Origin of the sequence: Planktothrix sp. FACHB-1365, from assembly GCF_014697575.1 — a bacterium.
Taxonomy (GTDB): Bacteria; Cyanobacteriota; Cyanobacteriia; order Cyanobacteriales; family Microcoleaceae; genus Planktothrix.
This window is the reverse complement of record NZ_JACJSC010000031.1, coordinates 38752-61932: the sequence shown is the minus strand read 5'-3', so window position 1 is coordinate 61932 and position 23181 is coordinate 38752. Positions and strand designations below refer to the sequence as shown.

Genomic DNA, 23181 nt, shown 5'->3' with positions numbered 1-23181 from the left:
ATTATTGAAATTATACCACATTTAACTAGAATGTCGGGCTGTATTCCCACGCTGTACTATCAAGCAAGTCAGGGTGCGGATACAGCCCGACCAACAAATAAACGCGCCTTGGCATCGACATTTTCCTCTCACGGGGTGACAACCGAAGAAAGCTTTAGCCCTCTTGTCACCCCGTAAGTCAGTAACCCCTAATTATCTGCTTAGTAAATCCCGATTTTCTGTGGCTGGCAAATATCCCTCTTCTGTCACTCTCCGAAAACATTTTTATAAACTTTCCTTTGCGAAAGCGAAGGAGTATTCCCAGCAGGGATGGGGATGGGGGAAGAGCAGAGATGAGGACAAGCCACTAACCGTCAACTCATACCCCCTTTAATATTTCTTCACTAACAAATATTGCTGATTCTGCTTCTAGTCTTAAATTTTTATTAAGTTTTTGCCACAAGCCGTTAAAAGCAGCCTAAGAATAGATCAAGAGAAAAAATTTTTTTCGACGAATTAATCTAGCAATGGAGGAAGACTGGGTAAAATTCAAGGGTTTATCCTTGGGGATCAAGGATTTCTGACTAAAGAGAGAGTGTAAAAATAGGATTAGGGTGTAAAAATTAATTTAGAAATTAATAAAAGAAACGAATCCATCTGTTTTGTCAGAATCAACAGAATGTTCGCCAATTTCCCTATTATTACCACTCTTAAAAAATAGCAGAATAAAAATTGATTTTGACAAAAAATTATAAATGGGCTGGAACCCAAAGGATTAAAAATGGCTACTAAACAAACGGTTCGTTGTCCTAACTGCGGAACTTTAGCAGAACGGTCTTACACCCACAAAATCACCCAAACTCAATGTCATCGTTGCGACTATTTAATGATTACCTGTTCTGTGACGGGTAAAGTTGTGGAAGCTTATGCACCAGGACTTTCCCTTCGTTGTTGAAAAAGAAATCAGGCAGAAGAAGGGTGTAATCAGTGATCAGTGACCAGTCGTTAGACCTACTTGGGGCTGATTTCACTTCTCTGCTGTTCTTCTTTTGTTGTTTAAAAATCTGAATCAGAGGCAGTATCTTCTGAGGTTCCCGGCAAACAACGCAAGATTTTGGGGAGTTTCATCGTGAATGTGGAACCTTTACCCAACTCACTAATCACCGATAAATCCCCACCCATCATTTGACATAATTTTTGAGTAATGGTTAACCCTAAACCTGTTCCACCATAACGGCGAGTGGTGCTTTCATCAGCTTGAGTAAAGGGATTAAAAACCGTTACTAACTGTTTAGGGGTCATGCCAATTCCGGTATCAATCACTTGAAAAACAATAACCGTTGAACAGGTTTTAGGGACATCGGGGAGAGAACAAGCTTCATTAATGCCTTCCTCATTTAAACTCAGTAATTCGGAGTCTAGGGTAGGATTTCCATTCAGATTAACCTGATCGATTCCTTGTTGAAAAACTTTTAAGGTGATTTGACCATTTTCTGTAAATTTGCACGCATTACTAAGAAGATTTAATAAGCATTGACGAACTTTCGTTAAATCAGTGTGCATCAAATCTACATCTTCTGCCACGTCTAAAATAAACTCATTAAAATTCTTCGCCACCGAAGGTGCAACCGTGGTTTCCACTTCCCAAAGCAGTGTAGCGACTTTAAAGGTTTCTAAATGGAAATTCATCCGACCCGCTTCTATTTTAGAGAAATCTAAAATTTCACTAATTAACGTTAATAAATGTTGTCCCGCCACATAAATATTTTTTAAATCTCCGACTAATTCATCTTGCTTTAACTCTTCAGCATCTTCAATTAACAATTCACTGTAGCCTAAAATTGCATTCAGGGGGGTGCGAAGTTCATGACTCATATTCGCTAAAAATAAACTTTTAGCATGGTTAGCCGATTCAGCAGCTTCTTTTGCCGTTCTGAGATCCTCTGCCTGTTGACGTTCCGTAATATCATTCGCCATCATCAGTAAACAGGAAATTCCCTCTAAATCAATTAATTCAATCGAGACTAACCAATCTCGAACCCGTCCTGATTTTTGGCGAACTTTTAACTCAACATTACTAATCTGATTTTGACGTTGTAATTGTTTTTTCAGCTTGAGATGTTGTTGAGGATAAACCCACATCTTTAATTCTTCGGGAGTGTGATGCAGAACATCTTCTCGATTCCAACCAATTTGACGTAAAAAACTATCATTAACATCTAAAAATAACTCCTCAACCAACGTCATAATACTAATCCCAATCGGACTGGCGCTAAAGGTTTTGTAAAATCGTTCTTCGCTGGCTCTTAAAGCATTTTCTGCTTTTTTCCGATCCGTAATATCTTGAATTGTACTCGTAATATGACTCGAAGTAATCACCGCCTGTTCAAAAACAATCCGTTCCTCACCATTGATTAATTTCAAACGATAATCAATACAGTAAGGTTTTTGTTGAAATAAAGCTTGATCAATATAATGTTGTACAAATCTTCGGTCTTGAGGATGAACAAATTCTAAAAATTGAGGAAAACTAGGTTTAACACCCTGGGGGGTTGTTCCTAACATCCGATAAAGTTCATCCGACCAAAATAATTCATAACTACTGATGGTCAAATCCCAATGACCTAACTTGGCAATGCGTTGAGCATTGGCTAAACTCGCTTCACTATTTCTCAAGCTAATTTCTGCTTGTTGACGTTCTGTCACCGTTGCTGCTAACACTAAACCAGTAACGGCGATCACCAAAATAAACGCCTGCAACGAAAAAATTTGAGGCGTATCCGTACCCCGACTAAAAAACGGCCCACTTTCACGCGCTACACCCCAAACCGCAAAACTGGCAGTAATAAAATGGCCGAGTGCCGTTCCCCGTTGACCAAATCGTAAAGACGCCCAAACAAAAAAAGGAAAGGGTAAATATTCCAAGGGAAAACTAATGGTTGCGGAGCGGGTGCGAGAACAAAATACAAACCAATTTAAGGTGAATAATAGTAATAACCAAATCCCCACCTCGACCTGACGCATCCAGAAAAATTGACGAGGAGACCGTTCAATCAAGCGTAACCTTGTTGTTCCCAAAGGCAAACTTTGAGACAATGCGTTCAGGAAAGACCAGAATGGGGAGGTGGGAATTTTGCAGCGATAGTAATACCGTTGAAATTCACTTCCCCAGGTTAATAGTACCGGAGTTACCACTAATACCCCAATGGCATTTCCCAACCATCCCGCCACCCAAGTTTCTCCAAAATCTTTCCACAATAACCAGCCATTTAAACAACCCGCGAGCAGGGTAATTGTGGGATGAATCAAGGTGGCAATGACTCCTGCTAAAATCATTAATCCCAGAACATCTTTGAGACGTTTGAGTTCCGGGGAAAAGTCCAGCCGATGCAGTAAGTGAGTCCCTAAACACGCTTGTAATGTGGCTCCTACACTGGAAAATACCACCACCATTAGGGGGATTTGTTCCATTCCGAGAAGGGAAAAAAAGCAACCCAGGGTAATTGCCGGCCAATATCGATAACCACATAACAGAATAATCCCTTGGGCGACTCCTGCTGTCGGCAAAAATAAGGTTTGGGTAGGACTCAACATTAAATATTCAATGGTCAGCTTCCCAATGAGCCAGTAGGCTATCGCAATCAAACCCACTGCACCGAGGTATCGGCCATTGGTGACCTTCGCACGTTCAAGGGATTTCATTAACATGGTCGTTATGAGTAAGCTGATGTGGAGTGATTGACATCCGCCCCCTCGTAGAACGAGGGGGATTCCATCTATTTCAACAAATCAAATATTGACAATTGTTGAAATTCTGGTGGGTTGACGCTTCTTTGGCTGCTGCTATCCTGGGATAGACTTATGCTTCCTCCACGTCCGTTTAAAGTCTCCGAAAGCCCTCCGGCGACACTTCGACCTTGCTCAGTGCAGGCTAATATATTCACTGCGGCGTTAACATCTCGATGCGCCAGCAGGCGCGGCTAGCGCCATCATGAGATTCACCACAATTCAAACAAATCCATTCTCGAATTGAAAGGTCTAATTTTCCAATTTTAAATCCACAACAGGAACACTTCTGTGAAGTGGGTTCCCATCGATTGATAACACGGAAATCTCTACCATACTTTTCAGATTTAGCTTCAAGGAAGGTTCTAAATGTCTTCCATCCTAAATCAGAAATAGCTCTTGATAGTTTCCGATTTTTAACCATCCCTGACACATTTAAGTCTTCCAGAACAATCGTTTGGTTTTCACGAATGATCTGGGTTGATAATTTATGCAGGAAATCAGTTCGGATATCTGATAATTTAGCGTGAAGTTTGGCTAATCTTTTTCTGGCTTTTTCACGACGTTTTGAACCTTTGGTTTTCCGAGATAATTGTTTAGAGAATTTACGAAGCTTCTGAATCCGTTTTTTAAGCGGTTTAGGAGCTTCTATTTTTTGACCGTTACTTAATGTAGCAAAAGTGGTTATACCGAGATCAATCCCGACTGAGTTTTCAGAGTCGGGTAAGATATCGGGTTGAATTTCTACAACAAAACTGAGGAAATAAGTCCCAGCACTATCTTTGATGATTGTGACTGAACTAGGTTCAGAGGGGAGTTCCCGTGACCAAACCACTTCCAAATTCCCGACCTTAGCCAGATAAACTTTCTTGCCTTTGATTGAAAATCCAGTCTTTACGAATCGAGCAGATTGTTTAGATTTCCGCTTCTTAAACTTGGGTGGTTTAACTCGCTGACCCTTTCGATTCCCTTTACAGGAATTGAAAAAGTTTGAGTACGCTTGCTCTAAATCATTCAAGCTTTGTTGAAGTGGAACTGCCGAAACTTCAGATAACCATTGTCGTTCTTCTAATTTCTTGGCTTGAGTGATAAATTGTTTTTGAAGTTCGGCGTTTTTGGGTTTCTTTCTACCTCCTTTGTATTCAGAAATGCAGAAAGCCAGAGCATCATTGAATACTACCCGTACACACCCAAATAACTGGGCTAACGCCAATTTTTGGGAGGGTGTTGGGTAGCATCTATAACGATATCTGGCTTTCATTTTTTGGCTGAATTAACTTGTTTTATTATACACCAACTTGGAATAAAAAGCCGTCCTTCTAGGAAGGGGCTTTAAACCCAAAATTTTCGGTAACCCTGAATTTCTAGTTTAGATTGCTTCTTGGGGAATTGCTTGAGTTTGATTTAGATTGCCTATGCTTTAAAAATAGATGGGAAAAAGCGAAAAAGCCATTGACAATTTTGCTCTTAATTGCTGTATAAAACCAATAGGAATTGTCCCTAAATCTACTGATTTTTTAACAAGGTTAGATCAGTCACGGATTAGGGTATCAATCAAGCCCACCCTAAAAATGTCCCGGATGATTAATAGTTTAACAGATTCGATCCCAGAAATATCGCAAGAGACAGCGAGACTGGGAGCCGGATACTTAAGAATTCAGGATCAGAATTCATCATTAAGGGTTGGGGGTTGAGCCGGAATGGAAGCGATAATCGCATCAATCACTTTCCCCACCGGAAGAATTTGTAACCCTAAATCCGCAGGACTTTGACCTCTAGGGATAATCGCCCGTTTAAATCCCAATTTGGCCGCCTCCCGTAGTCGGAGTTCCAGTTGGGACACCGGACGCACCTGTCCTCCTAACCCGATTTCCCCGATTAAAATCGTTCGTGGATCAACCACACGATCCCGAAAACTGGCAACAATAGCAATGGCTATCCCCAAATCGGCTGCGGGTTCTTCCACTTTTAAGCCCCCCACCGAGGCTACATAAGCATCCAATTTAGACAACGGAATCCCCACCCGTTTTTCTAATACCGCTAAAATTTGTAATAATCGGCTACTGTCTACCCCGGTTGTTGCTCGTCGAGCCGAACCGTAACTGGCGGGACTGACTAACGCTTGAATTTCTACCACAATCGGCCGAGTTCCTTCTAACGCCACCACCGTTGAAGTCCCCGGAGCAAATTCATCTCGATTTCCTAAGAATAATTCTGAGGGATTAGAAACTTCTTTTAACCCATGGGCGACCATTTCAAACACCCCGATTTCATGGGTCGCTCCAAACCGATTTTTCATTGACCGTAATAACCGATGGGAGGCAAAGCGATCGCCCTCAAAATATAATACCGTATCAACTAAATGTTCCAAAACCCTCGGCCCTGCAATGCCGCCATCTTTGGTGACATGACCAACAATTAATAAGGTAATATTTTCCCGTTTGGCAACTTGCATTAAAGCAGAGGTGCATTCCCGTACCTGCGCCACGGAACCCGGTGCAGAGGTGAGACTAGCGAAATAAATGGTTTGAATACTATCAATAACGGCTAACTGCGGTTTTAAAGATTCTAATTCTCTTAAAATAACTTCTAAATCCGTTTCAGGAAGTAAGTATAAGTTGTCTTCGTGATGTTGGGGTGTCACAGATTCAGACTTCGGGGGTGGATTTTTTTGCCCATTTTCTGGGGAATTTGACTTTTTCTGTCGCCGACCTTTAAGCTGTTCACTAAAGGGATCAACTGTTGTAGCAGAAGGTTGGGAATTGCCGTTTTCTGGTTCAGGTGAGGGGTCTGTTTCCTCATCCACACCCACCCCTAAACGTTGCGATCGCAATTTTACTTGCTGTCCCGACTCTTCGGCTGAGACATAGAGTACCCGACTGCTGTGGGATAAACGATTTGCCACTTGTAACAACAGCGTAGACTTGCCAATTCCGGGTTCACCTCCGATTAAGACTAAAGAACCTGGAACAATACCCCCTCCCAAAACCCGATCTAATTCTCCATAACCTGATGGCATTCGGGATTGGGATTGATCGGAAATTTGGGATAATCGGAAGGAAGACCGAGGTTGTCCGGGCTTAGTCACTTCCGGTGAACCCTCTGGGTGTTCTGCGCTCAGGTTACTCCAACTAAAGCGTTGCAAAGAGGTAGGAGGGGGTTGTTCAACTTGTTCTTCCAAAGAATTCCACGCATGACAAGCAGAGCAGCGACCAAAATATTGAGGAAATTCGGCTCCACATTCGTGACAAACATAAAGGGTGCGAGATTTTGCCATGGTTTCAGAATTAACAAGTGAAATGCAAGAAAACCTTACAACACAACAACTTTTAATTAGAGCAACTTTAAAAAACTTTAAAGCTGATTCATCTTGGCAAGAATAGTGATTAAACTTTTGTTACAGCTAGTGATCGATGTCCCAGGAATACGGGGATATAATTGGGGATCTCCATGGGGGTTCCCTTAATGATAAGGTAAAAAAATCAATACATTTCTCAAACTAAACTTAACATAAGTTGAGATTCGCCTAGTACAGTCGCGCCAGCCACGAGTTCATACCGTAGGCTAAGGCCTTACCCCAAGGCAATGGGTGTGGTTGTCAGCTAGAAATTCCTTAGATTCAGGGTTGCGAGTCTTACTGTTGTTCTATCTAAACTGTAACTTAATGCAACTAAGGGAGCGTTGAAATCCATTGGAAAATCATAAAGAAAAAATTTTGGTTGTTGATGATGAGGCCAGTATCCGTCGGATTTTGGAAACTCGCCTTTCCATGATTGGTTACGATGTCGTTACCGCCGCCGATGGAGAAGAAGCCTTAGAGACGTTCCGCAAAACTGACCCGGATTTAGTGGTCTTGGATGTGATGATGCCCAAATTAGATGGGTATGGAGTTTGCCAAGAGTTACGCAAGGAATCCGATATCCCGATTATTATGCTAACGGCCTTGGGGGATGTCGCAGATCGGATTACCGGGCTAGAGTTGGGGGCGGATGATTATGTGGTTAAACCGTTTTCTCCCAAGGAACTCGAAGCGAGAATTCGTTCAGTCTTACGTCGCATTGACAAAAATGGCGCATCGGGGATTCCCAGTTCGGGTGTCATTCATGTTAGCAATATTAGAATTGATACCAACAAGCGACAGGTTTACAAGGGAGATGAACGCATCCGCTTAACGGGGATGGAATTTAGTTTATTAGAACTTTTAGTCAGTCGTTCTGGTGAACCTTTCTCTCGGTCTGAAATTTTACAAGAAGTCTGGGGATATACCCCAGAACGTCACGTTGATACCCGTGTCGTGGATGTTCATATTTCTCGTCTCCGGGCTAAGTTGGAAGATGATCCCAGTAATCCCGAATTAATCTTAACGGCCAGGGGAACTGGTTATTTGTTCCAACGCATTATTGAACCGGGGGAAGTCGGTTAAATAATTAAGAATTACGAATTAAGAATTAAGAATTAAGTAGTTAATTTAGCTCGTAATTCGTAATTTCTAATTCGTAATTACTCTTTCAGCTTAATTCAGATGCAGTTATGGCGACATCAGATCGGAATCGGGTTTTACGATTATTACCGATATTTGCAGGAAGTTTAGGGGGGGTACTACTCCTGATCAATCGGGTTCTAACCCCGGAATTATTGGACTCTCAAGCGCGTTCTGATGCCTTGGGGGTCATTTTAAGTGCGGTGTTGATTTTAACGGGGTTATTGTGGCAACAAATTCAACCGAGATCCCCGGATGCGGTTGAGTTAATCGGAGAACAGGGGTTTGAATTGAAACCGGATTTACCTGAATTTGTTAAAACTGAATTAGCTTGGGCTTCTCATCTATTATTAACAAATACTGTTACCCGTTCTCTTGTGGTTTATTATCAAGGTGAAGTTTTATTACGGCGAGGAGTATTAGGGAACAATCCTACTGTTAATCCAGGGCCGATTTTACAACGAGTTTTAGAGAAACAAAAACCTGTCTATTTAGTCAATTTAGCGTTATATCCGGGGCGAATTGAATTTGATTATTTACCCGAAAATACCCAGGGGGTGATTTGTCAACCCCTAGGAAATCAGGGGGTTTTAATTTTAGGGGCTAATGCACCTCGGAGTTATACCAAACAAGATGAAAATTGGGTGGAAGGAATTGGGGATAAGTTAGCGAATACTTTGTCCAATTTACTGAATGAAAGGTCAACTTTGATCTAGGAATTTTAAAATGGCATACCCTGATACAATCACTGTCCGGGTATTTTATATAATACAATGAACAATAGGATAACGGCTCAGTTCAAACTTCATCCAGACATTTAAAGGAATTCTAATTTTCTAACTTGAATAGGGACTTAGTTCTGGCTCAATTTAGAGCGTTTGGAAGACAACTGAGGCTGAAGTCAGTGGACAAAATCCAAGAAAGTTGAGAAAATCTTAATTTTTTGCGATTAACAGATCACATTTTTTCCACAGGGGAACTTTACCCGTAAAATATTCGGTAGAGTAGGGAATCGGGAATAGAAGGATTTTACAGATGATGAAGTAGGATAGCACAATTGAATTCTCTGTTAATTTGTAAAACCGTTAAAATGTTGACTTTGGAGTCTAGGTTATGGAGATAATATTTGAGTCTACTGAAGAATTTGAAGAGGATTTAAAAACCTATAGTGAAGCGGAACAAACACTGATTTTGCAACAGCTTCATGAATATTCTTCCTGTTTATTACAAGTTAAAGGGTATCGAGAAAGACGACTTCATCAATTTTATCAATTTGATTTACTAGGGGATTATGCTTCCTCTCTCTATTCTTTTATTGTTAATTATTACTTACGAGTGATTTTAACAATTGATGATGATCCTTTATTTAATCGCACGATTATTACATTATTTAGAGTGGTAGATAGTCAAGTTGCAGCCCAAGTTTATCAACAAGTTGGAAAATCCCTTTATCAATCTTTCTTACAATCTACGGACTTTATGGAGGTTCAATCAAACAATGGTACAGTTGTCGCCGTCACTGGTTGATGAACGGGGAATTATTCGTAAAGCGTTAACCCTGCTTCCCCCCCAACTTCGAGGTCGATTTTTAGAAGTTTTAGCAGAATTACAGGATGAATCTTGTTATCGCTATCAACGATTTTTTAAGACTAAACTGAAACGAATTAAAGGAATACAAATTCCCCTTTATTGCGCCCGAATTGATGATGCTGAACGCTGGAAACTTTATCTCTACTATCAAGAAGGTAAATTATATTTACAGGATATTATTTGTCCCCTTCCTAAAGCCAATAAAGATAGTTTAGATATTATTGCTGAATTAAATGATTTTTAGAAAGTAGAGACGTTGTATACAACGTCTCTACGGTTTTAGGACGGATAAACCTGTCGATAATAAGCTTGATATTCCTCAGATAATAAGGGCTCCCACCAATGGCGATGGGTTAAATACCAGCCGACTGTTTGACGTAATCCTTCTTCAACGGTAACTAATGGTGCCCAGCCTAATTCCGTTTTAATTTTAGTGGCATCAATGGCATATCGTCGATCATGTCCGGGTCTATCTTTAACAAAAGTAATTAATTGATTAGACGGTTTTATCGGTAAATGTACGGCTAATTCATCCATAATCCGACATAATATTTTAACTAAATCAATATTCTTAACTTCGTTATTTCCCCCAATATTATAAGTTTCTCCCGGTCTGCCATGATGAATTACCGTATCTAAAGCCCGACAATGATCTAAAACATACAACCAATCTCGCACATTTTGACCATCCCCATAAACCGGAAGCGGTTTCCCTAATAAAGCGTTAATACACATTAACGGAATCAGTTTTTCAGGATAATGATAGGGGCCGTAATTATTAGAACAATTGGTAATAACGGTGGGCATTCCATAGGTATGATAATAAGCTCTAGCTAAATGATCACTTCCGGCTTTTGAAGCAGAATAGGGACTATTAGGAGCATAAGGAGTCTTTTCTGTAAACGCATGATCATTTGGGCTGAGACTACCATAAACTTCATCGGTAGAAACGTGCAGAAACCGATAATGTTCCGGTTGACCTTGAGCTAACCAATATTGACGAAAGGCTTCTAAAAGGGTAAACGTCCCAACGACATTGGTTTGCACAAACGCATCAGGGCCAAGAATTGACCGATCAACATGGGATTCTGCGGCAAAATGGGCAATAGTATTGATCTGTTCTTCTTGTAACAGACTATCAATTAAAGTGCGATCGCAAATATTCCCTTCAACAAATCGAAAATTCGGGTTATTCTCCAAACTGACTAAATTCTTGCGATTTCCGGCATAGGTCAACGCATCTAAAACCACAACCCGGTCATCGGGATAGGCACTAAACCAATGATGGACAAAGTTTGAACCGATAAACCCCGCCCCCCCCGTAACCATGATGCGATGGGGTAAACGAATACCTATATTATCGTAGCTATACTGAACAGCCAATGTCATATCCTCCCAAGATCTGCTGGATAAAAATCATGCTGAAGATTCCGTTTAAAGCCCTGATCCGATAAACTGTTGATCATTGTACTCGTTGAGATGGCTCTCTAAGGGAAATTCCGCCATAAATTAAATCGGATGTGAGGATATTGGAGTGAGTGACCACAAGACTATCGCCCTGGCCAAAGCAGGGGATGCAACAGCAATTGCTATTTTAATCAATCAGGCGCTACAACCCAAAGGGGTAACAGCAAAAGCCACTCGTCAAGACCACCATCTCAGCGTGGTTTTGGAGTCTAGCCAAGTTCCCGATGCTCAAGCCTGTGTGCGGGTGGTTCATAACGGTTTGATGCGGTTAGATGCCGCCTGTATTGGGTCGGTGACAATTTCCGCATTCCGTCGAGGTCAGAAAAAAGTCGCTTGGACACAAACTCTGATTTTGCGGGAGTTCGTCTCTAAGTCTCAGCCTTCCCCAGTCAGACCCCCAACTCCTCCAAAACCTCAACCCCAACCTCAACCTCAACCCCGACCTCAAAAAACGCCTCAACTCAAGGTATCCCTTCCTAAACTTTCAATTCCAAAACTGCACATTTCAGTTCCTAAAGTTGTTTTCCCTAACCCTCAAATTTCAGTTTCTAAACCTTGGTTAATTGCGGGTTCCGTTAGTTTAATGGTTTTGCCGTTATCGGGATTTCTCGTTAACCAAAATCATCAACAAATCGCTGCTTTTTTAACGGGAATTCCTCAAACTATCTCTACTAATTTACCTAAAATCCCCTCTCTATCGTTAGCAGTAGAACCCGTTTCTACACCCTCACCCTTGCCCGTTCACAAAACTGCAACAATTAAAACTCTTAATCAAGTCTCGCAGTTAACCTTAACAACGTTACAAAATCCGATTAGTCCTGATTTACAACTGACCATTCGGGCTGTCGGTGATATTATCCCAGGAACGAATTACCCTTATAATAAATTATCTTCTAATAAAAAAGCTTTATTTGCGGATGTGAAACCGGAATTAAAAGGAGATATTGTTTTTGGTAATTTTGAAAGTACATTAACGAAATATCCCTATAGTGCAAAAGCCATCGGTCGGGGGTTAGTGTTTGCTTTTCGCACTCCTCCCGACTATACGACTTTATTGAAAGATGCCGGATTTAATATTTTGAATGTTGCGAATAATCACTCGTTTGATTTTTTTGAAGCGGGTTTTAAAGATACCGTTCAGAATATTCAAAAAACGGGAATTAAGCCAGTGGGAGAAAAGGGAAAAATTGTTTATCATGAAGTTAAAGGGGTAAAAGTTGCCTTTATTGGATTTAGTAATTATGACGCTCATAATAATTTAAGTAATATTGAAGCGGGCAAAAAGTTAGTTAAGCAAGCTCAGAAAAATGCTGATTTTGTTGTGATTTCTTTTCATGGTGGCGCGGAAGGAACAGGTGCGTTAAATGTTAAGAATAAAACAGAATATTTTTATGGAGAAAATCGCGGTAATTTAGTGTTATTTTCTCATAGCATGATAGATGCGGGCGCTGATTTAATCTTAGGACACGGCCCCCATGTTGCCAGAGCATTAGAACTTTATAAAGGTAAATTAATTGCTTATTCTTTAGGAAATTTTATGGGATATCGAACCTTATCAACCTCTGGAGAGTTAGGATATTCATTAATTTTAGAAGCAAAAGTTAATCCTCAAGGAGATTTTATCAGTGGAAAAATTATCCCCGTTCAATTAGATTCTCAAGGGGTTCCTAATTTAGATAATCAGTCTAAAAGTATTAAGTTAATTCGCAATCTCATTCAACAAGATTTCCCAAAAACCCCTTTAAAAATTGATGATGAAGGCAAGATTTCAATCAAAAAACCTTAAATATTCGTCTTTTGAGTTAGGATTATGCTAAATTTTTTCTTAAAATATGTTTCTGTCCTGATGAAGTCAGCTTCAGTGCAATAACTCGGATTCTGGAAAGTTCAAGTTGGAGAACACAGATGAACAAAATTTTGAGCTTATTCAGCTTAAGTCTAGTCCTAGCCAGTTTGAATTGGGGATGTGGGGAAGCATCCTCTTCTCAACAAGAAAGCTTAAGCAATCCTAATCCAAATGTTAAAGTGATTCCCTTAGATTTGTCCATGAAATCTAAAGATCAAGGGGGACTGATTGCGGTTGATGTTAATAACAATAATCAAAAAGATTTTATTATTACCCAGTCTCGTTCAAATCTTCTGGGTCAGCAACAAGGTTTAATTCAGGTTTATGATCATTCCGGTCAAAAACTCTGGGAAAAATCTGCTAAGGTGCAACTCACCACACAAGCAGAAAGCGAAGGTTTACCGGGGTTACACGCACCTGGAGTTCAAGCCGCTGATGTTAACGGAGATGGCAAAATAGAAGTTTTGTTTCTGACCACAGATAAGCGGTTACAGATTGTTGAGGGTGCAACGGGACAAACAATTCGAGAAATTCAACTCACCTCTCCTGAAAAAACTAAGCGGTGGGAACATTTAGTAATTGCTAATTTTCGCGGAAAAGGCGATCGCGATCTACTTCTACAAGCCACTGAAAATGCTGATTATCGGATGGGTCGTTATATTGCGGCTTATTCTATTGAAGATTTACTCAAACAAGATAATCCTCAACCTTTGTGGACAAGAGATGATTTTGTCGCCAATGCACACAATGGCGCACGGGTTGGAGATCTCGATGGAGATGGCCTAGATGAAGTGTTAGGAGGTACGCTAATTTCTCCAAAAGGCGATATCTTGTTTAGTCTTCCTCTTGAAGGTCATCTTGATTCTGTTTTTATTGCGGATGTTCGACCTGATATTCCTGGGTTGGAAGTTGTGGGTTTAGAAGAAGGGGGGGAAAAAAGAGAAAACGCCCAGCCCCCCAACCGTCTTAAACGCAATCGTGTGTTTCTCTACAATACAAAAGGACTGATTTGGGAAACAGATTATAAAAATTGGGAACCTCAAAATGCTGCGGTGGGAGACTTTGATCCCAGTCGTCCTGGATTGGAAATTTGGTGTCGGAGTCGTTTTAATACCGATCAAAAACCCTTTGTCTTTGATGCTAAAGGTCAACTCATTTCTAACTATGAATTTAGTAAGACTGCGCCTGAAGGTTGGACACAGAAAGGGGTTGAAGTGATTTTTCCGATTGATTGGACGGGGGAGGCTAAACAGTTGGCCGCCGCCAAGGAACGTCATGAACAGGGAGATGTGGCGATTTTCGATCCCCTTAACGGTGAATATCAAATTCAATTTCCTGAACAAACCTATCGCCTCTATGTTGCAGATGTTTCTGGTGATTGGCGAGAAGAATTAATCGTCTTGAGTACCAACGAACTCCGTATTTATCATAACCCTGAACCCAACCCTAATCCTAAGAATGCGTCCCTGTGGGAGCAAAATCGCTATCGTCGGAGCAAGATGACCTGGAATTATTACAGTCCTTAGATATTCCCTGGTTTTAACAAAAGCGATATACTATGTAACGAATTGTAAAAAACCCTTCCTTTTTGGCATTGATTATGATCTCTGAACCCCTTGTCGTTTCCCCGATTTATATTGTTATTGTAGCTTCAACGGTGTTGGCCGTATTGTGGGGAATCATTTTTAAAGATATGTTGGAATATCAAGTGGCGGTGTGGAGAGAAAGTCCTCAACGGTCAACGTCTATTCCTTATAAAACTCCCAATTTAATTGCGGCTTATTTGGGGATGACGTTATTTGTCTCATTGTCTGTCAGTTCCAGTTTAGCGGTGTTTTTTCCCGTCTATTGGATTGCGGGCTTGATGGGGTTAATCGTTGTGATTCCGACGGCTTTATTGATTTGGGTACAATTAGGTTCAATGTTGAATTTATTAGCCACAAAAGGTTATGAATCTATTGATATTGATACCCTATTTGTCGATAAATCTGCTGAAAAAGTACCGAATCCAACGGTTAGTAAAAGCTAAAGTTAATTAATTTTTTGTCTTTGTTGTTGACACTGGGTTGAAGCCCTGAAGGGCTTACTACGGGTTTGGGTTGGAACCCTGAAGGGCTTACTACGGGTTTGGGTTGAAGCCCTGAAGGGCTTACTACGGGTTTGGACTTGACAGAATGAATACTCATCAACGATAATAAGAGATTGTGTCTAAACCTTGCTCGGAACAGGTGCAGACATGGCAAACGCTCGAAAAAGACACAAAGTTCATTAACCTGTTAAGGGTTGAACGTGCTTTCAGTGTTTTTGGGCTACCTGTACGGCAACCTTAACCCAAAATTCCATGAGTTACGCAATTATTGAAACAGGCGGTAAACAAATTAAAGTAGAACCCGGTCGGTTTTACGATATTGAACTATTAGCCGCCGAAGAAAATGAACAAATTACCATTGATAAAGTTCTGTTAGTCAATCATGACGGCGACGTTCAAATTGGTCAGCCTTTAGTGAGTGGGGCGACGGTTGAAGGAACTGTGATGCGCCATCTGCGGGGACGGAAAATTATTGTTTATAAAATGCGTCCGAAGAAGAAAACCCGCAAAAAACAAGGTCATCGCCAAGAAATTACTCGGTTGATGATTGATTCTATTTCTCTGAATGGGTCTGTCGTGGCGAAGCGGGAAGAACAACCCGCAGAGTCTGGGCCAGCGACAGAAGAGTAACACCACATTGCGTCAGACTATCTAACATACTGATTATTTCATTGGGAGAATACAATGGCTCATAAGAAAGGGACGGGTAGCACTCGTAACGGTCGTGACTCTAACGCCCAGCGCTTGGGTGTCAAGCGTTATGGCGGTCAAGTTGTTCGCGCGGGTAATATTTTAGTTCGTCAACGGGGTTGCAAATTCCACCCCGGTAACAATGTGGGTATCGGTAGCGATGATACCTTATTCGCCAAAATTGATGGGGTTGTTTGTTTTGAACGTAAAGGTAAAACTCGCCAAAAAATTAGTGTTTACGCTGTTCCTCAAGCTGAACCCGCAGCAGTTGAAGCTTAATTAATTTTATCTCTTGTTAAAGCGGGCTAAAATAGCCCGTTTTTTATTAAAAAAATTTAGCATGATTCAACCCTTGTAGGGTGCGTAAGTACAGCGCACGCACCCCTTTATTTAAGGGTGAAAAAACAGGTGAAATCAGGCAATTAGTTACTGAAATTACAGAATTTCTGAGAGTGTTCTAGGGAAAATCTCACCGTCTGGCTGCAAATGTCATTAAACGCTCATATTTTATCCTAAACTCTTGATTATTCTATCCCTATGTTATAGGATTTATTTCAAGAAAAACACTCAATATCAGTCCAGTTACCATCTGGAAAAGAGGCGTATTTTTTTGAATATTGTTAAATTCGCCACACAATCAATGAACTTTGATCTGTTCCATAGCACCTGGTTTCAGTAGATTAAACTGGATCTGCTTTAACGTGCTAATCTTGAGTTAAAATTCATCAGTTTCTTAACAGTTATCAGTGGTTATCGGTTGCTGAAAATCATTTAAAGGATTATTTTCTATGAAAGCTGTTTCACCGGATCACCATCATATCTTATTTAATGATTCTCGTACTAACATTGATTTAAACCAGCTTCAAGCTCTATTTCAACTCGCTGCATTTTGGGCAAAAGATCGAAGCCAAGAAGATTTAAAAATTGCCATTAGTAATAGTGAACCTGTTGTTACAGTATGGGATTATGAGCAAATGATTGGGTTTGCAAGAGCAACTTCTGATGGCATTTATCGCGCGAATATTTGGGATGTAGTAATTCATCCTGATTATCAAGGGAGTGGACTGGGACGAAAATTAGTCCAAACCGTATTAAGTCATCCCAAAATGTGTCGCGTTGAACGAGTTTATTTAATGACAACCTATCAACAAAAATTTTATGAACATATTGGGTTTGAATATAATTCAAGTACCACAATGGTTTTGAATAATCAACTGTTAGAAATGAAGAGTCAAAAACCAGACTTAACAAGCGTTTATTCCTCACAACAAACCTAAAAACCCCGTCTGTAGCACAAATTTAGCGATTAAAATTATAAGTTTTGTTGAGAACTGTCGTTTCTTTTTTCCCCTTCAGAGGTGACAAAAATTCCCCATCGTGAAACACTAAGAAACATAGATGTAAATACTCAGATACCCATCATGACGGTCAGCACAACCTCCAAACCTGAATTGATGTCCCGCTTCGTCAACGGGATTTTAGCGGTTAAACCTCTCAGCAATTTTGCTAAACACCAAGCCCGACAAATGATGATTAAACGGGCTGAAAAAATGGGAGTTCCTTGGCGAAAACAGACGGAAACCTTACTCGCCCGGAATTGGGATGCAGAATTATCTCAAGTTGAAAACCCCAATCTGCAATATCCCGATTATTATGTTACGTCCTTCCACGCCTATGAGGATGGAAATCTAAGTTTGCAAGCCGCCGTTGAAGTCGAAGTTGCGGCCTATGCGGTTCATGCTAAAATTTGGCCAGAAGCAGGAGCCCAGGGTGATGCTAAATTGCGACAAAGTTATCATGATATTTTAAAAGCTCAATTACCGACTCCTCCCCAAGATATTGTAGATTTGGGATGCAGTGTGGGAATGAGTACATTAGCTTTGCAAGAAACTTTTCCTGATGCGAAGTTGACGGGTGTAGATTTATCGCCTTATTTTTTAGCAGTTGCTACCTATAATACCCAAAAACAATCCAATTGGAAATATCCTCCCCAATGGGTTCATGCGACAGCAGAATCAACAAGTTTACCCAGTGCTTCTTTTGATTTAGTTTCTCTGTGTTTAATTTGTCACGAATTACCCCAAGCTCCCACCCGTGAAATTTTCCACGAAGCACGACGTTTATTACGTCCAAATGGTCATTTGGCAATTATGGATATGAATCCGCAATCAGAACAATTCAAGAAAATGCCCCCCTATGTTTTTACGTTGTTAAAAAGTACAGAACCTTATTTAGATGAATATTTTACATTAGATATTGAACAAGCCATAATGGATGCAGGATTTCATCGTCCTACGATTAATTTTAATAGCCCTCGTCACCGAACCATTATTGCTTGTGCGAGATCAGTTTAAATAGATTCCGCTTTAAAACTGGGGAACTATAGGATATTAAATTGAGTCCTATTAGCCATAAATGAGCATTTTCGGATGTAGGGGTGAGATGACTTATCAGTGTCAACTTTAAGGCTAAAAGTAGGCTGATTACCGAAAGTTCATTGATTGTTTTAAGTGTCTTAGATCCCCCCTAACCCCCCTTGTAAAGGGGGGAACAGGAGATCAAAGTCCCCCTTTTTAAGGCTATGCCCTGAGCCTGCCGAAGGGGGGATTTAGGGGGATCAGATCCTAGCTATAATCAGAAATTTTTGGCTGAAGTTGACGGACTTTGGAGATGACCTCGCCCTTAAAGGTTATCAGTTCATTTCATTAAATTACGTTTATGTTAGAAGCCAATGGTTTATTTAATGAATCCTTTTATTTAGCTCAAAATCCCGATGTTGCTGCGGCTGTTCAGAGTGGGGTAATTGCCAATGGATTTCAACACTTTATTGAGTCGGGTCAATTTCAAGTTCGCCAACCCAGTCCCCTCTATGATGAATCTTATTATTTAAGTACAAATCCTGATGTTGCCCAAGCCGTTAATAGTGGAGCATTTGCTAGTGGTTTTCAACATTATATTACCCTAGGACAATTTGAAAATCGTAACCCCAGTTTTTTATTTAATACCTCTTATTATTTAACCGAAAATCCTGATGTTGCCCAAGCCGTTGCCCAAGGTAATATTACGGGAATTGAACATTTTATTGAATTCGGACAATTTGAAGATCGTAGCCCCACACCCCTCTATAATTCTAGCTATTATTTAGCTCAAAATCCCGATGCTGCGGCTGCGGTTGAACGAGATGAACTCACGGGAATTCAACATTATATTAATATTGGGGCTGCGGAAAATCGACGGTTTACCCCCTTTATTGACCCAGAGGGGTCTAGTTTACCTAATCGAGTAGCAACGGGGGATACAACGGCAACTTCAACGGTATTTTGGACACGGAGTTCTGCGGCGGGGCCGATTACGTTAGAATATGCGACTAATCTCAGTTTTTTTAATCCTATTGGTGTTCTCAATACCACCGTCACCGATATTACTGAACCTGTTAAATTAGAAGTCAATAATTTAGCACCTAATACTCAATATTTTTATCGATTTACCAATGCTCAAGGGGTATCATCGGTGGGGAATTTTCGCACGCCAGCACCCCTCGATATTCAAACAGAATTAAGATTTGGAGCAACAGCAGACGGACAAGGAGAATTAATGCCTTATATGTCTGTCAATAACGTTCCCGAACGCAATTTAGACTTTTTTGTACAATTGGGAAATACCATTTCTGCGGATACAATTTCCCCCGATTTACCCGATGTTCAACAAGCAACAACACCCTTAGATTTTAGAACCAAATATAATGAAATTGTTTCCCCCCGTTTAGAGCTTAATCCTTGGGCAAATTTGCAAGCTTCCACAACTTTATATGGGACTTGGAATGATCAAAATTTAATTCAGAATTTTGCGGGAGGTGAAAATCCTGCCTTATCTCCTCAACAATTCTTTTTTGGAAATGAAGGACAATTTATTAATGATACCAATCAATTTAATATCGGTTTAGAAGCTTGGAAAGACTATAATCCTGTGGGAAATCAAGTGTATGGAGAAACCGGAGATCCACGCACGGCTAATCAACAAAAACTCTATCGATTTCAACCTTTTGGTCAGGATGGAGCGTTATTTGTTTTAGATGCCCGTTCCTTTCGAGATGCACCTTTAACTCAAGTTCCTGACCCGGCTTTAGACAGTCAAATTAATCAATTTTTAGCGTCTTCTTTTGACCCCAACCGGACGTTATTAGGTAAAGTTCAGTTACAAGATTTAAAGACTAATTTATTAGATGCCCAAAACGCCGGAGTCACTTGGAAATTTATTTTTTCTCCGGTTCCCATGCAAAATTTAGGACTGTTTGAGTCGGCTGACCGTTGGGAAGGTTATGCGGCGGAACGCACGGATTTATTACAATTTATTGATCAAAATAATATTCAGAATGTGATATTTGTCTCAGGCGGTGCAGATGGAACCATTGTTAATGAGTTAACCTATCAATTAAGTTTTGATCAACCTCAAATTCAAACCGATGCGATTGAAATTACCGTAGGGCCTATAGGTCAGCAATTGAATTTAGGGGAGGAGTTGATTCCCGCAACTTTTGGTTCAGAAATGATTAACTTGAGTTCAATTGATACCATTACTCAAGAGACAAAGGATTTTTATCAAACTTTAGACACGGCTTCTAGTAAAGATCAATTGGTTCAAAATATTCTTAATAATCAATTAAATCAATTGGGATATAATAATCCGATTGGTTTAGATGAAACTCAAGGAAAAGCTGAGTTAATGCAAGGGTCTTATTTTGCAGTGCATAATTTTGGCTGGACAGAATTTGTGGTAGATGAACAAACCCAACAGTTACAAGTCAACGTCTACGGAATTGAACCTTATACCGAAACCGATATTAAAACAAGTCCTGCTAATATTATTAATCGTCAGCCAGAAGTCATTAGTCAGTTTGTGATTAATTCCGTTTGATAAAAAATAGCTTGATTTCGCCCTTTTGCTTTAGCTTCATAAAGTGCGTCATCTGCCCTTTGAATCAACCGATCAAAATGAGTATTAGGAAGAGGAATACAAGTGGTTATCCCTTGACTCAAAGTTATATAACGATGGGGGGAATCGGGGTGAATCATTTTAACTTGAGCGAATTCCTTTTGAATGAATTGAGCGACAGTAATCGCCCCATATTGGTCTGTGTTGGGTAAAATAATAGCAAATTCTTCCCCGCCATAACGAGCCACTAAATCTGCTGGACGTTTGGCTAATTTTGTTAAGATTTCAGCGACTTTTTTTAGACATTTATCGCCTTGTAAATGTCCATACATATCGTTATAACGTTTAAAAAAGTCTACATCACATAAAATTAAAGATAAGGGCAATTGTTCCCGTGCTAACCGTTTCCACTCTGAGAATAAATAGGTATCAAAATAACGACGGTTAGCAACTTGAGTTAATCCATCAATCGTAGCAAGACGATGTAATTCTTGATTAACATCTTCTAGTTGATGATAAAGTTGAGATTGCTGAATCGCAATGCTGACTTGAGAAGCTAAAGAAAGAAGAATACTGACTTCTGATTGTTGCCAATTTCGTTGATATCGACATTGATGAACAATTAATAATCCCCATAAATTATTATCTTCAATAATAGGAAAAATTAACTTTGATTTAATCCTTAAACTTTGTAAATAATCGACTAAACAAGGCAGTAAAAGATCTTGTGTAATATCAGGAATAATTCGAGGATAACCTTGACAATAGCGTTGATAATATTCTTGAGGAAAATCCTTATTTGAGAAAGTTTCATTTAAAACAGAAACCCAACCCGGTGCGACAGATTCAGTAATTACTTGACTGGTTTGATTCGCCAAAAATTTTAAACAAACAACGCGATCACAATCTAATAATTCTCGAATTTCATCAACCGTTGTTTGCAGAATTTCATCTAAATTTAAACTCTGGCGAATTTTTGTTGTAATTTTTCGAGTTAATCGTTCCCATTTAATTTGTTGTTTAATAGCAACTTCGGCTTTTTTTCGTTTGGTAATATCCTGTCCAATGCCAATCTGCATTCCATTAGATAACCGAATATTTGCCCAAGCTGTATCTAAAAGTTTCCCCTGTCGAGTCAGAGTTTTCACGTCTTTCCACTCGCCCGTTGCACTTAACATAAAATCGATAACTTCCTGACAATATTCTGGATCAGGATAACAAGCTTTTAGGAGATTCATCTGTTGAATTTCCTCAAAAGACCATCCTAAAACTTGCTCTAATTCTCGATTAATGAATTTGATTTCACCTTGAGAATTATAAAAGGCTAACATAATCGGAATATGATCAATAATCATTTGTAAAATTTCTGTTTTTTGTTTCAACTCTTCTTGAGCATTAACTAATTCTGTAATATCAGTATGCGCCCCAACCATCCGAATCACACGCCCTTGATCATCTTTAAAATGAATCGCACGACTGAGAATATAAACCGTTGATCCGTTTTTATGATAAAATCGTTGTGTTGCTAAAAATCGATCAATTTTTCCACTATTGTAGTCTTCAATTCGTTTTAAAGCTGCGATCCGATCTTCGGAGAAAATCACTTTTTTCCAAGAGGATAAAAGATTCGGTAATTCTTCATCTTTATACCCAATCATTTCTTTCCACCGGGGCGAAAAATAAATTTCTCCCGTTACCCAATCCCAATCCCAAAATCCATCATTAGAAGCAGTAATCGCTACTTCAAATCGTTCTTTAGCAAATTCTAATTCTTCCTCTACGGGTTTACATTCAGTCAAATCTCGTCCAACCGCCTGATATTCAATTGTCTCACCCTGTTGATTAAAGAAAGCTTGATGAATCCATTGTTGCCAACGAACTTCTCCAGAAGATAGAATAATAGGGTGTTTGTAAGTACCGACTGAAGCTTGGAGAGATAAACTTTGGAGGTAAGTTTTTAAGGGTTGATGTTCGACTGGGGGAATTAAGGAATAAATCGTTTTTCCTATTAATTCCTGAAAAGATTGATTAAAATAACGACTAAAGGCTAAATTAATAAAAGTAATTGTTCCATCCGGTAGAAATCGACAAATTAATTCGGTTTGCGTTTCTACAATTTCTCGATATTTTTCTTGACTTCGGAGTCGGTTTTCTAACTGTTTGCAGTTTTGTTGTTCTTCGTACAGTTGTAATTTTAATTGTTGAACTTGAATCTTTAGCTTTTGACACGGGCTTTCTGGGTTATAGGAACAATCTGTTAGTTCTTCTGCCATAAATCCTCCCTGGATTTTGTGAATTGGCTGATCAATAAATAGCTTATGA

The 23181-nt window shown here is 39.8% G+C and carries 19 protein-coding genes; 14 read left to right on the top strand and 5 right to left on the bottom strand.

Annotated elements, in window-relative coordinates; translation table 11 throughout:
• Positions 1 to 30 precede the first annotated feature (30 nt).
• Together H6G57_RS28800 and H6G57_RS23985 are read left to right on the top strand one after the other, a co-directional pair.
• A complete protein-coding gene (locus tag H6G57_RS28800; protein ID WP_206756700.1) occupies positions 31 to 177 on the top strand; it encodes a hypothetical protein in 147 nt (48 codons plus the stop codon).
• Between the two features lie 583 nt (positions 178 to 760).
• Positions 761 to 934 (top strand): hypothetical protein, encoded by a 174-nt coding sequence (locus tag H6G57_RS23985; protein WP_186440356.1) that lies wholly within the window; start codon positions 761 to 763, stop codon positions 932 to 934.
• Positions 935 to 1035: 101 nt separating this feature from the next.
• Here H6G57_RS23985 and H6G57_RS23980 read toward each other — a convergent pair whose 3' ends face one another.
• From H6G57_RS23980 to radA, 3 genes are all read right to left on the bottom strand, one after another.
• Positions 1036 to 3687, bottom strand: a complete 2652-nt coding sequence (locus tag H6G57_RS23980; protein WP_190523248.1) for an MASE1 domain-containing protein — start codon at positions 3685 to 3687, stop codon at positions 1036 to 1038.
• Between the two features lie 232 nt (positions 3688 to 3919).
• The gene (locus H6G57_RS23975) at positions 3920 to 5026 is read right to left on the bottom strand and encodes a transposase (RefSeq protein WP_309236029.1); all 1107 of its coding nucleotides are present in this window, start codon (positions 5024 to 5026) and stop codon (positions 3920 to 3922) included.
• A 402-nt stretch (positions 5027 to 5428) separates the two neighbouring features.
• Positions 5429 to 7042, bottom strand: a complete 1614-nt coding sequence (gene radA, locus H6G57_RS23970; RefSeq protein WP_190523246.1) for a DNA repair protein RadA — start codon at positions 7040 to 7042, stop codon at positions 5429 to 5431.
• Between the two features lie 414 nt (positions 7043 to 7456).
• On the opposite strand from radA, the gene rpaB reads away from it, so the two are divergent.
• The 4 genes from rpaB (at position 7457) to H6G57_RS23950 (ending at position 10079) form a co-directional block, all read left to right on the top strand.
• Complete coding sequence (gene rpaB / locus H6G57_RS23965; protein WP_072719259.1) at positions 7457 to 8188, top strand: response regulator transcription factor RpaB; 732 nt, start codon at positions 7457 to 7459, stop codon at positions 8186 to 8188.
• Between the two features lie 107 nt (positions 8189 to 8295).
• Positions 8296 to 8961 carry a cofactor assembly of complex C subunit B gene (locus H6G57_RS23960; RefSeq protein WP_190523244.1) on the top strand — a complete coding sequence of 222 codons (666 nt, stop codon included), beginning with the start codon at positions 8296 to 8298 and terminating at the stop codon, positions 8959 to 8961.
• A 397-nt stretch (positions 8962 to 9358) separates the two neighbouring features.
• Complete coding sequence (locus H6G57_RS23955) at positions 9359 to 9772, top strand: hypothetical protein (RefSeq protein WP_228041658.1); 414 nt, start codon at positions 9359 to 9361, stop codon at positions 9770 to 9772.
• The gene (locus tag H6G57_RS23950) at positions 9744 to 10079 is read left to right on the top strand and encodes a hypothetical protein (RefSeq protein ID WP_190523242.1); all 336 of its coding nucleotides are present in this window, start codon (positions 9744 to 9746) and stop codon (positions 10077 to 10079) included. The genes H6G57_RS23955 and H6G57_RS23950 overlap by 29 nt, the downstream gene beginning before the upstream one ends.
• A 35-nt stretch (positions 10080 to 10114) precedes the next feature.
• Here H6G57_RS23950 and rfbB read toward each other — a convergent pair whose 3' ends face one another.
• Entirely contained in the window at positions 10115 to 11224 is a 1110-nt protein-coding gene (gene rfbB, locus H6G57_RS23945) for a dTDP-glucose 4,6-dehydratase (protein ID WP_190523240.1), read from the bottom strand.
• A 145-nt stretch (positions 11225 to 11369) separates the two neighbouring features.
• Between rfbB and H6G57_RS23940 the strand changes: the two genes are divergently transcribed.
• From H6G57_RS23940 to H6G57_RS23905, 8 genes are all read left to right on the top strand, one after another.
• A complete protein-coding gene (locus H6G57_RS23940; RefSeq protein ID WP_190523238.1) occupies positions 11370 to 13088 on the top strand; it encodes a CapA family protein in 1719 nt (572 codons plus the stop codon).
• A 119-nt stretch (positions 13089 to 13207) separates the two neighbouring features.
• The gene (locus H6G57_RS23935) at positions 13208 to 14674 is read left to right on the top strand and encodes a hypothetical protein (RefSeq protein ID WP_190523236.1); all 1467 of its coding nucleotides are present in this window, start codon (positions 13208 to 13210) and stop codon (positions 14672 to 14674) included.
• A 74-nt stretch (positions 14675 to 14748) separates the two neighbouring features.
• Positions 14749 to 15177 carry a hypothetical protein gene (locus H6G57_RS23930; protein WP_190523234.1) on the top strand — a complete coding sequence of 143 codons (429 nt, stop codon included), beginning with the start codon at positions 14749 to 14751 and terminating at the stop codon, positions 15175 to 15177.
• Between the two features lie 312 nt (positions 15178 to 15489).
• Complete coding sequence (gene rplU, locus H6G57_RS23925; protein ID WP_190523232.1) at positions 15490 to 15867, top strand: 50S ribosomal protein L21; 378 nt, start codon at positions 15490 to 15492, stop codon at positions 15865 to 15867.
• A gap of 54 nt (positions 15868 to 15921) precedes the next feature.
• The gene (gene rpmA, locus H6G57_RS23920; RefSeq protein ID WP_190523230.1) at positions 15922 to 16206 is read left to right on the top strand and encodes a 50S ribosomal protein L27; all 285 of its coding nucleotides are present in this window, start codon (positions 15922 to 15924) and stop codon (positions 16204 to 16206) included.
• Positions 16207 to 16715: 509 nt separating this feature from the next.
• Entirely contained in the window at positions 16716 to 17204 is a 489-nt protein-coding gene (locus H6G57_RS23915) for a GNAT family N-acetyltransferase (RefSeq protein ID WP_190523228.1), read from the top strand.
• Between the two features lie 144 nt (positions 17205 to 17348).
• Positions 17349 to 18281, top strand: coding sequence for a class I SAM-dependent methyltransferase (locus tag H6G57_RS23910; protein ID WP_190523226.1), 933 nt, complete (start codon positions 17349 to 17351; stop codon positions 18279 to 18281).
• A 364-nt stretch (positions 18282 to 18645) separates the two neighbouring features.
• Entirely contained in the window at positions 18646 to 20841 is a 2196-nt protein-coding gene (locus tag H6G57_RS23905; protein ID WP_190523224.1) for an alkaline phosphatase, read from the top strand.
• Here H6G57_RS23905 and H6G57_RS23900 read toward each other — a convergent pair.
• Complete coding sequence (locus H6G57_RS23900) at positions 20817 to 23132, bottom strand: diguanylate cyclase domain-containing protein (protein WP_190523222.1); 2316 nt, start codon at positions 23130 to 23132, stop codon at positions 20817 to 20819. The two genes, H6G57_RS23905 and H6G57_RS23900, sit on opposite strands and share 25 nt — an antisense overlap.
• Positions 23133 to 23181 lie beyond the last annotated feature (49 nt).

Excerpts from the sequence above, each read along its gene's own strand:
- H6G57_RS28800 (WP_206756700.1), top strand. The coding sequence starts at position 31 with ATGTCGGGCTGTATTCCCACGCTGTACTATCAAGCAAGTCAGGGTGCG.
- H6G57_RS23985 (WP_186440356.1), top strand. The coding sequence starts at position 761 with ATGGCTACTAAACAAACGGTTCGTTGTCCTAACTGCGGAACTTTAGCA.
- H6G57_RS23980 (WP_190523248.1), bottom strand. The coding sequence starts at position 3,687 with ATGTTAATGAAATCCCTTGAACGTGCGAAGGTCACCAATGGCCGATAC.
- H6G57_RS23975 (WP_309236029.1), bottom strand. The coding sequence starts at position 5,026 with ATGAAAGCCAGATATCGTTATAGATGCTACCCAACACCCTCCCAAAAA.
- radA (WP_190523246.1), bottom strand. The coding sequence starts at position 7,042 with ATGGCAAAATCTCGCACCCTTTATGTTTGTCACGAATGTGGAGCCGAA.
- H6G57_RS23960 (WP_190523244.1), top strand. The coding sequence starts at position 8,296 with ATGGCGACATCAGATCGGAATCGGGTTTTACGATTATTACCGATATTT.
- H6G57_RS23955 (WP_228041658.1), top strand. The coding sequence starts at position 9,359 with ATGGAGATAATATTTGAGTCTACTGAAGAATTTGAAGAGGATTTAAAA.
- H6G57_RS23950 (WP_190523242.1), top strand. The coding sequence starts at position 9,744 with ATGGTACAGTTGTCGCCGTCACTGGTTGATGAACGGGGAATTATTCGT.
- rfbB (WP_190523240.1), bottom strand. The coding sequence starts at position 11,224 with ATGACATTGGCTGTTCAGTATAGCTACGATAATATAGGTATTCGTTTA.
- H6G57_RS23935 (WP_190523236.1), top strand. The coding sequence starts at position 13,208 with ATGAACAAAATTTTGAGCTTATTCAGCTTAAGTCTAGTCCTAGCCAGT.
- H6G57_RS23930 (WP_190523234.1), top strand. The coding sequence starts at position 14,749 with ATGATCTCTGAACCCCTTGTCGTTTCCCCGATTTATATTGTTATTGTA.
- rplU (WP_190523232.1), top strand. The coding sequence starts at position 15,490 with ATGAGTTACGCAATTATTGAAACAGGCGGTAAACAAATTAAAGTAGAA.
- rpmA (WP_190523230.1), top strand. The coding sequence starts at position 15,922 with ATGGCTCATAAGAAAGGGACGGGTAGCACTCGTAACGGTCGTGACTCT.
- H6G57_RS23915 (WP_190523228.1), top strand. The coding sequence starts at position 16,716 with ATGAAAGCTGTTTCACCGGATCACCATCATATCTTATTTAATGATTCT.
- H6G57_RS23910 (WP_190523226.1), top strand. The coding sequence starts at position 17,349 with ATGACGGTCAGCACAACCTCCAAACCTGAATTGATGTCCCGCTTCGTC.
- H6G57_RS23905 (WP_190523224.1), top strand. The coding sequence starts at position 18,646 with ATGTTAGAAGCCAATGGTTTATTTAATGAATCCTTTTATTTAGCTCAA.
- H6G57_RS23900 (WP_190523222.1), bottom strand. The coding sequence starts at position 23,132 with ATGGCAGAAGAACTAACAGATTGTTCCTATAACCCAGAAAGCCCGTGT.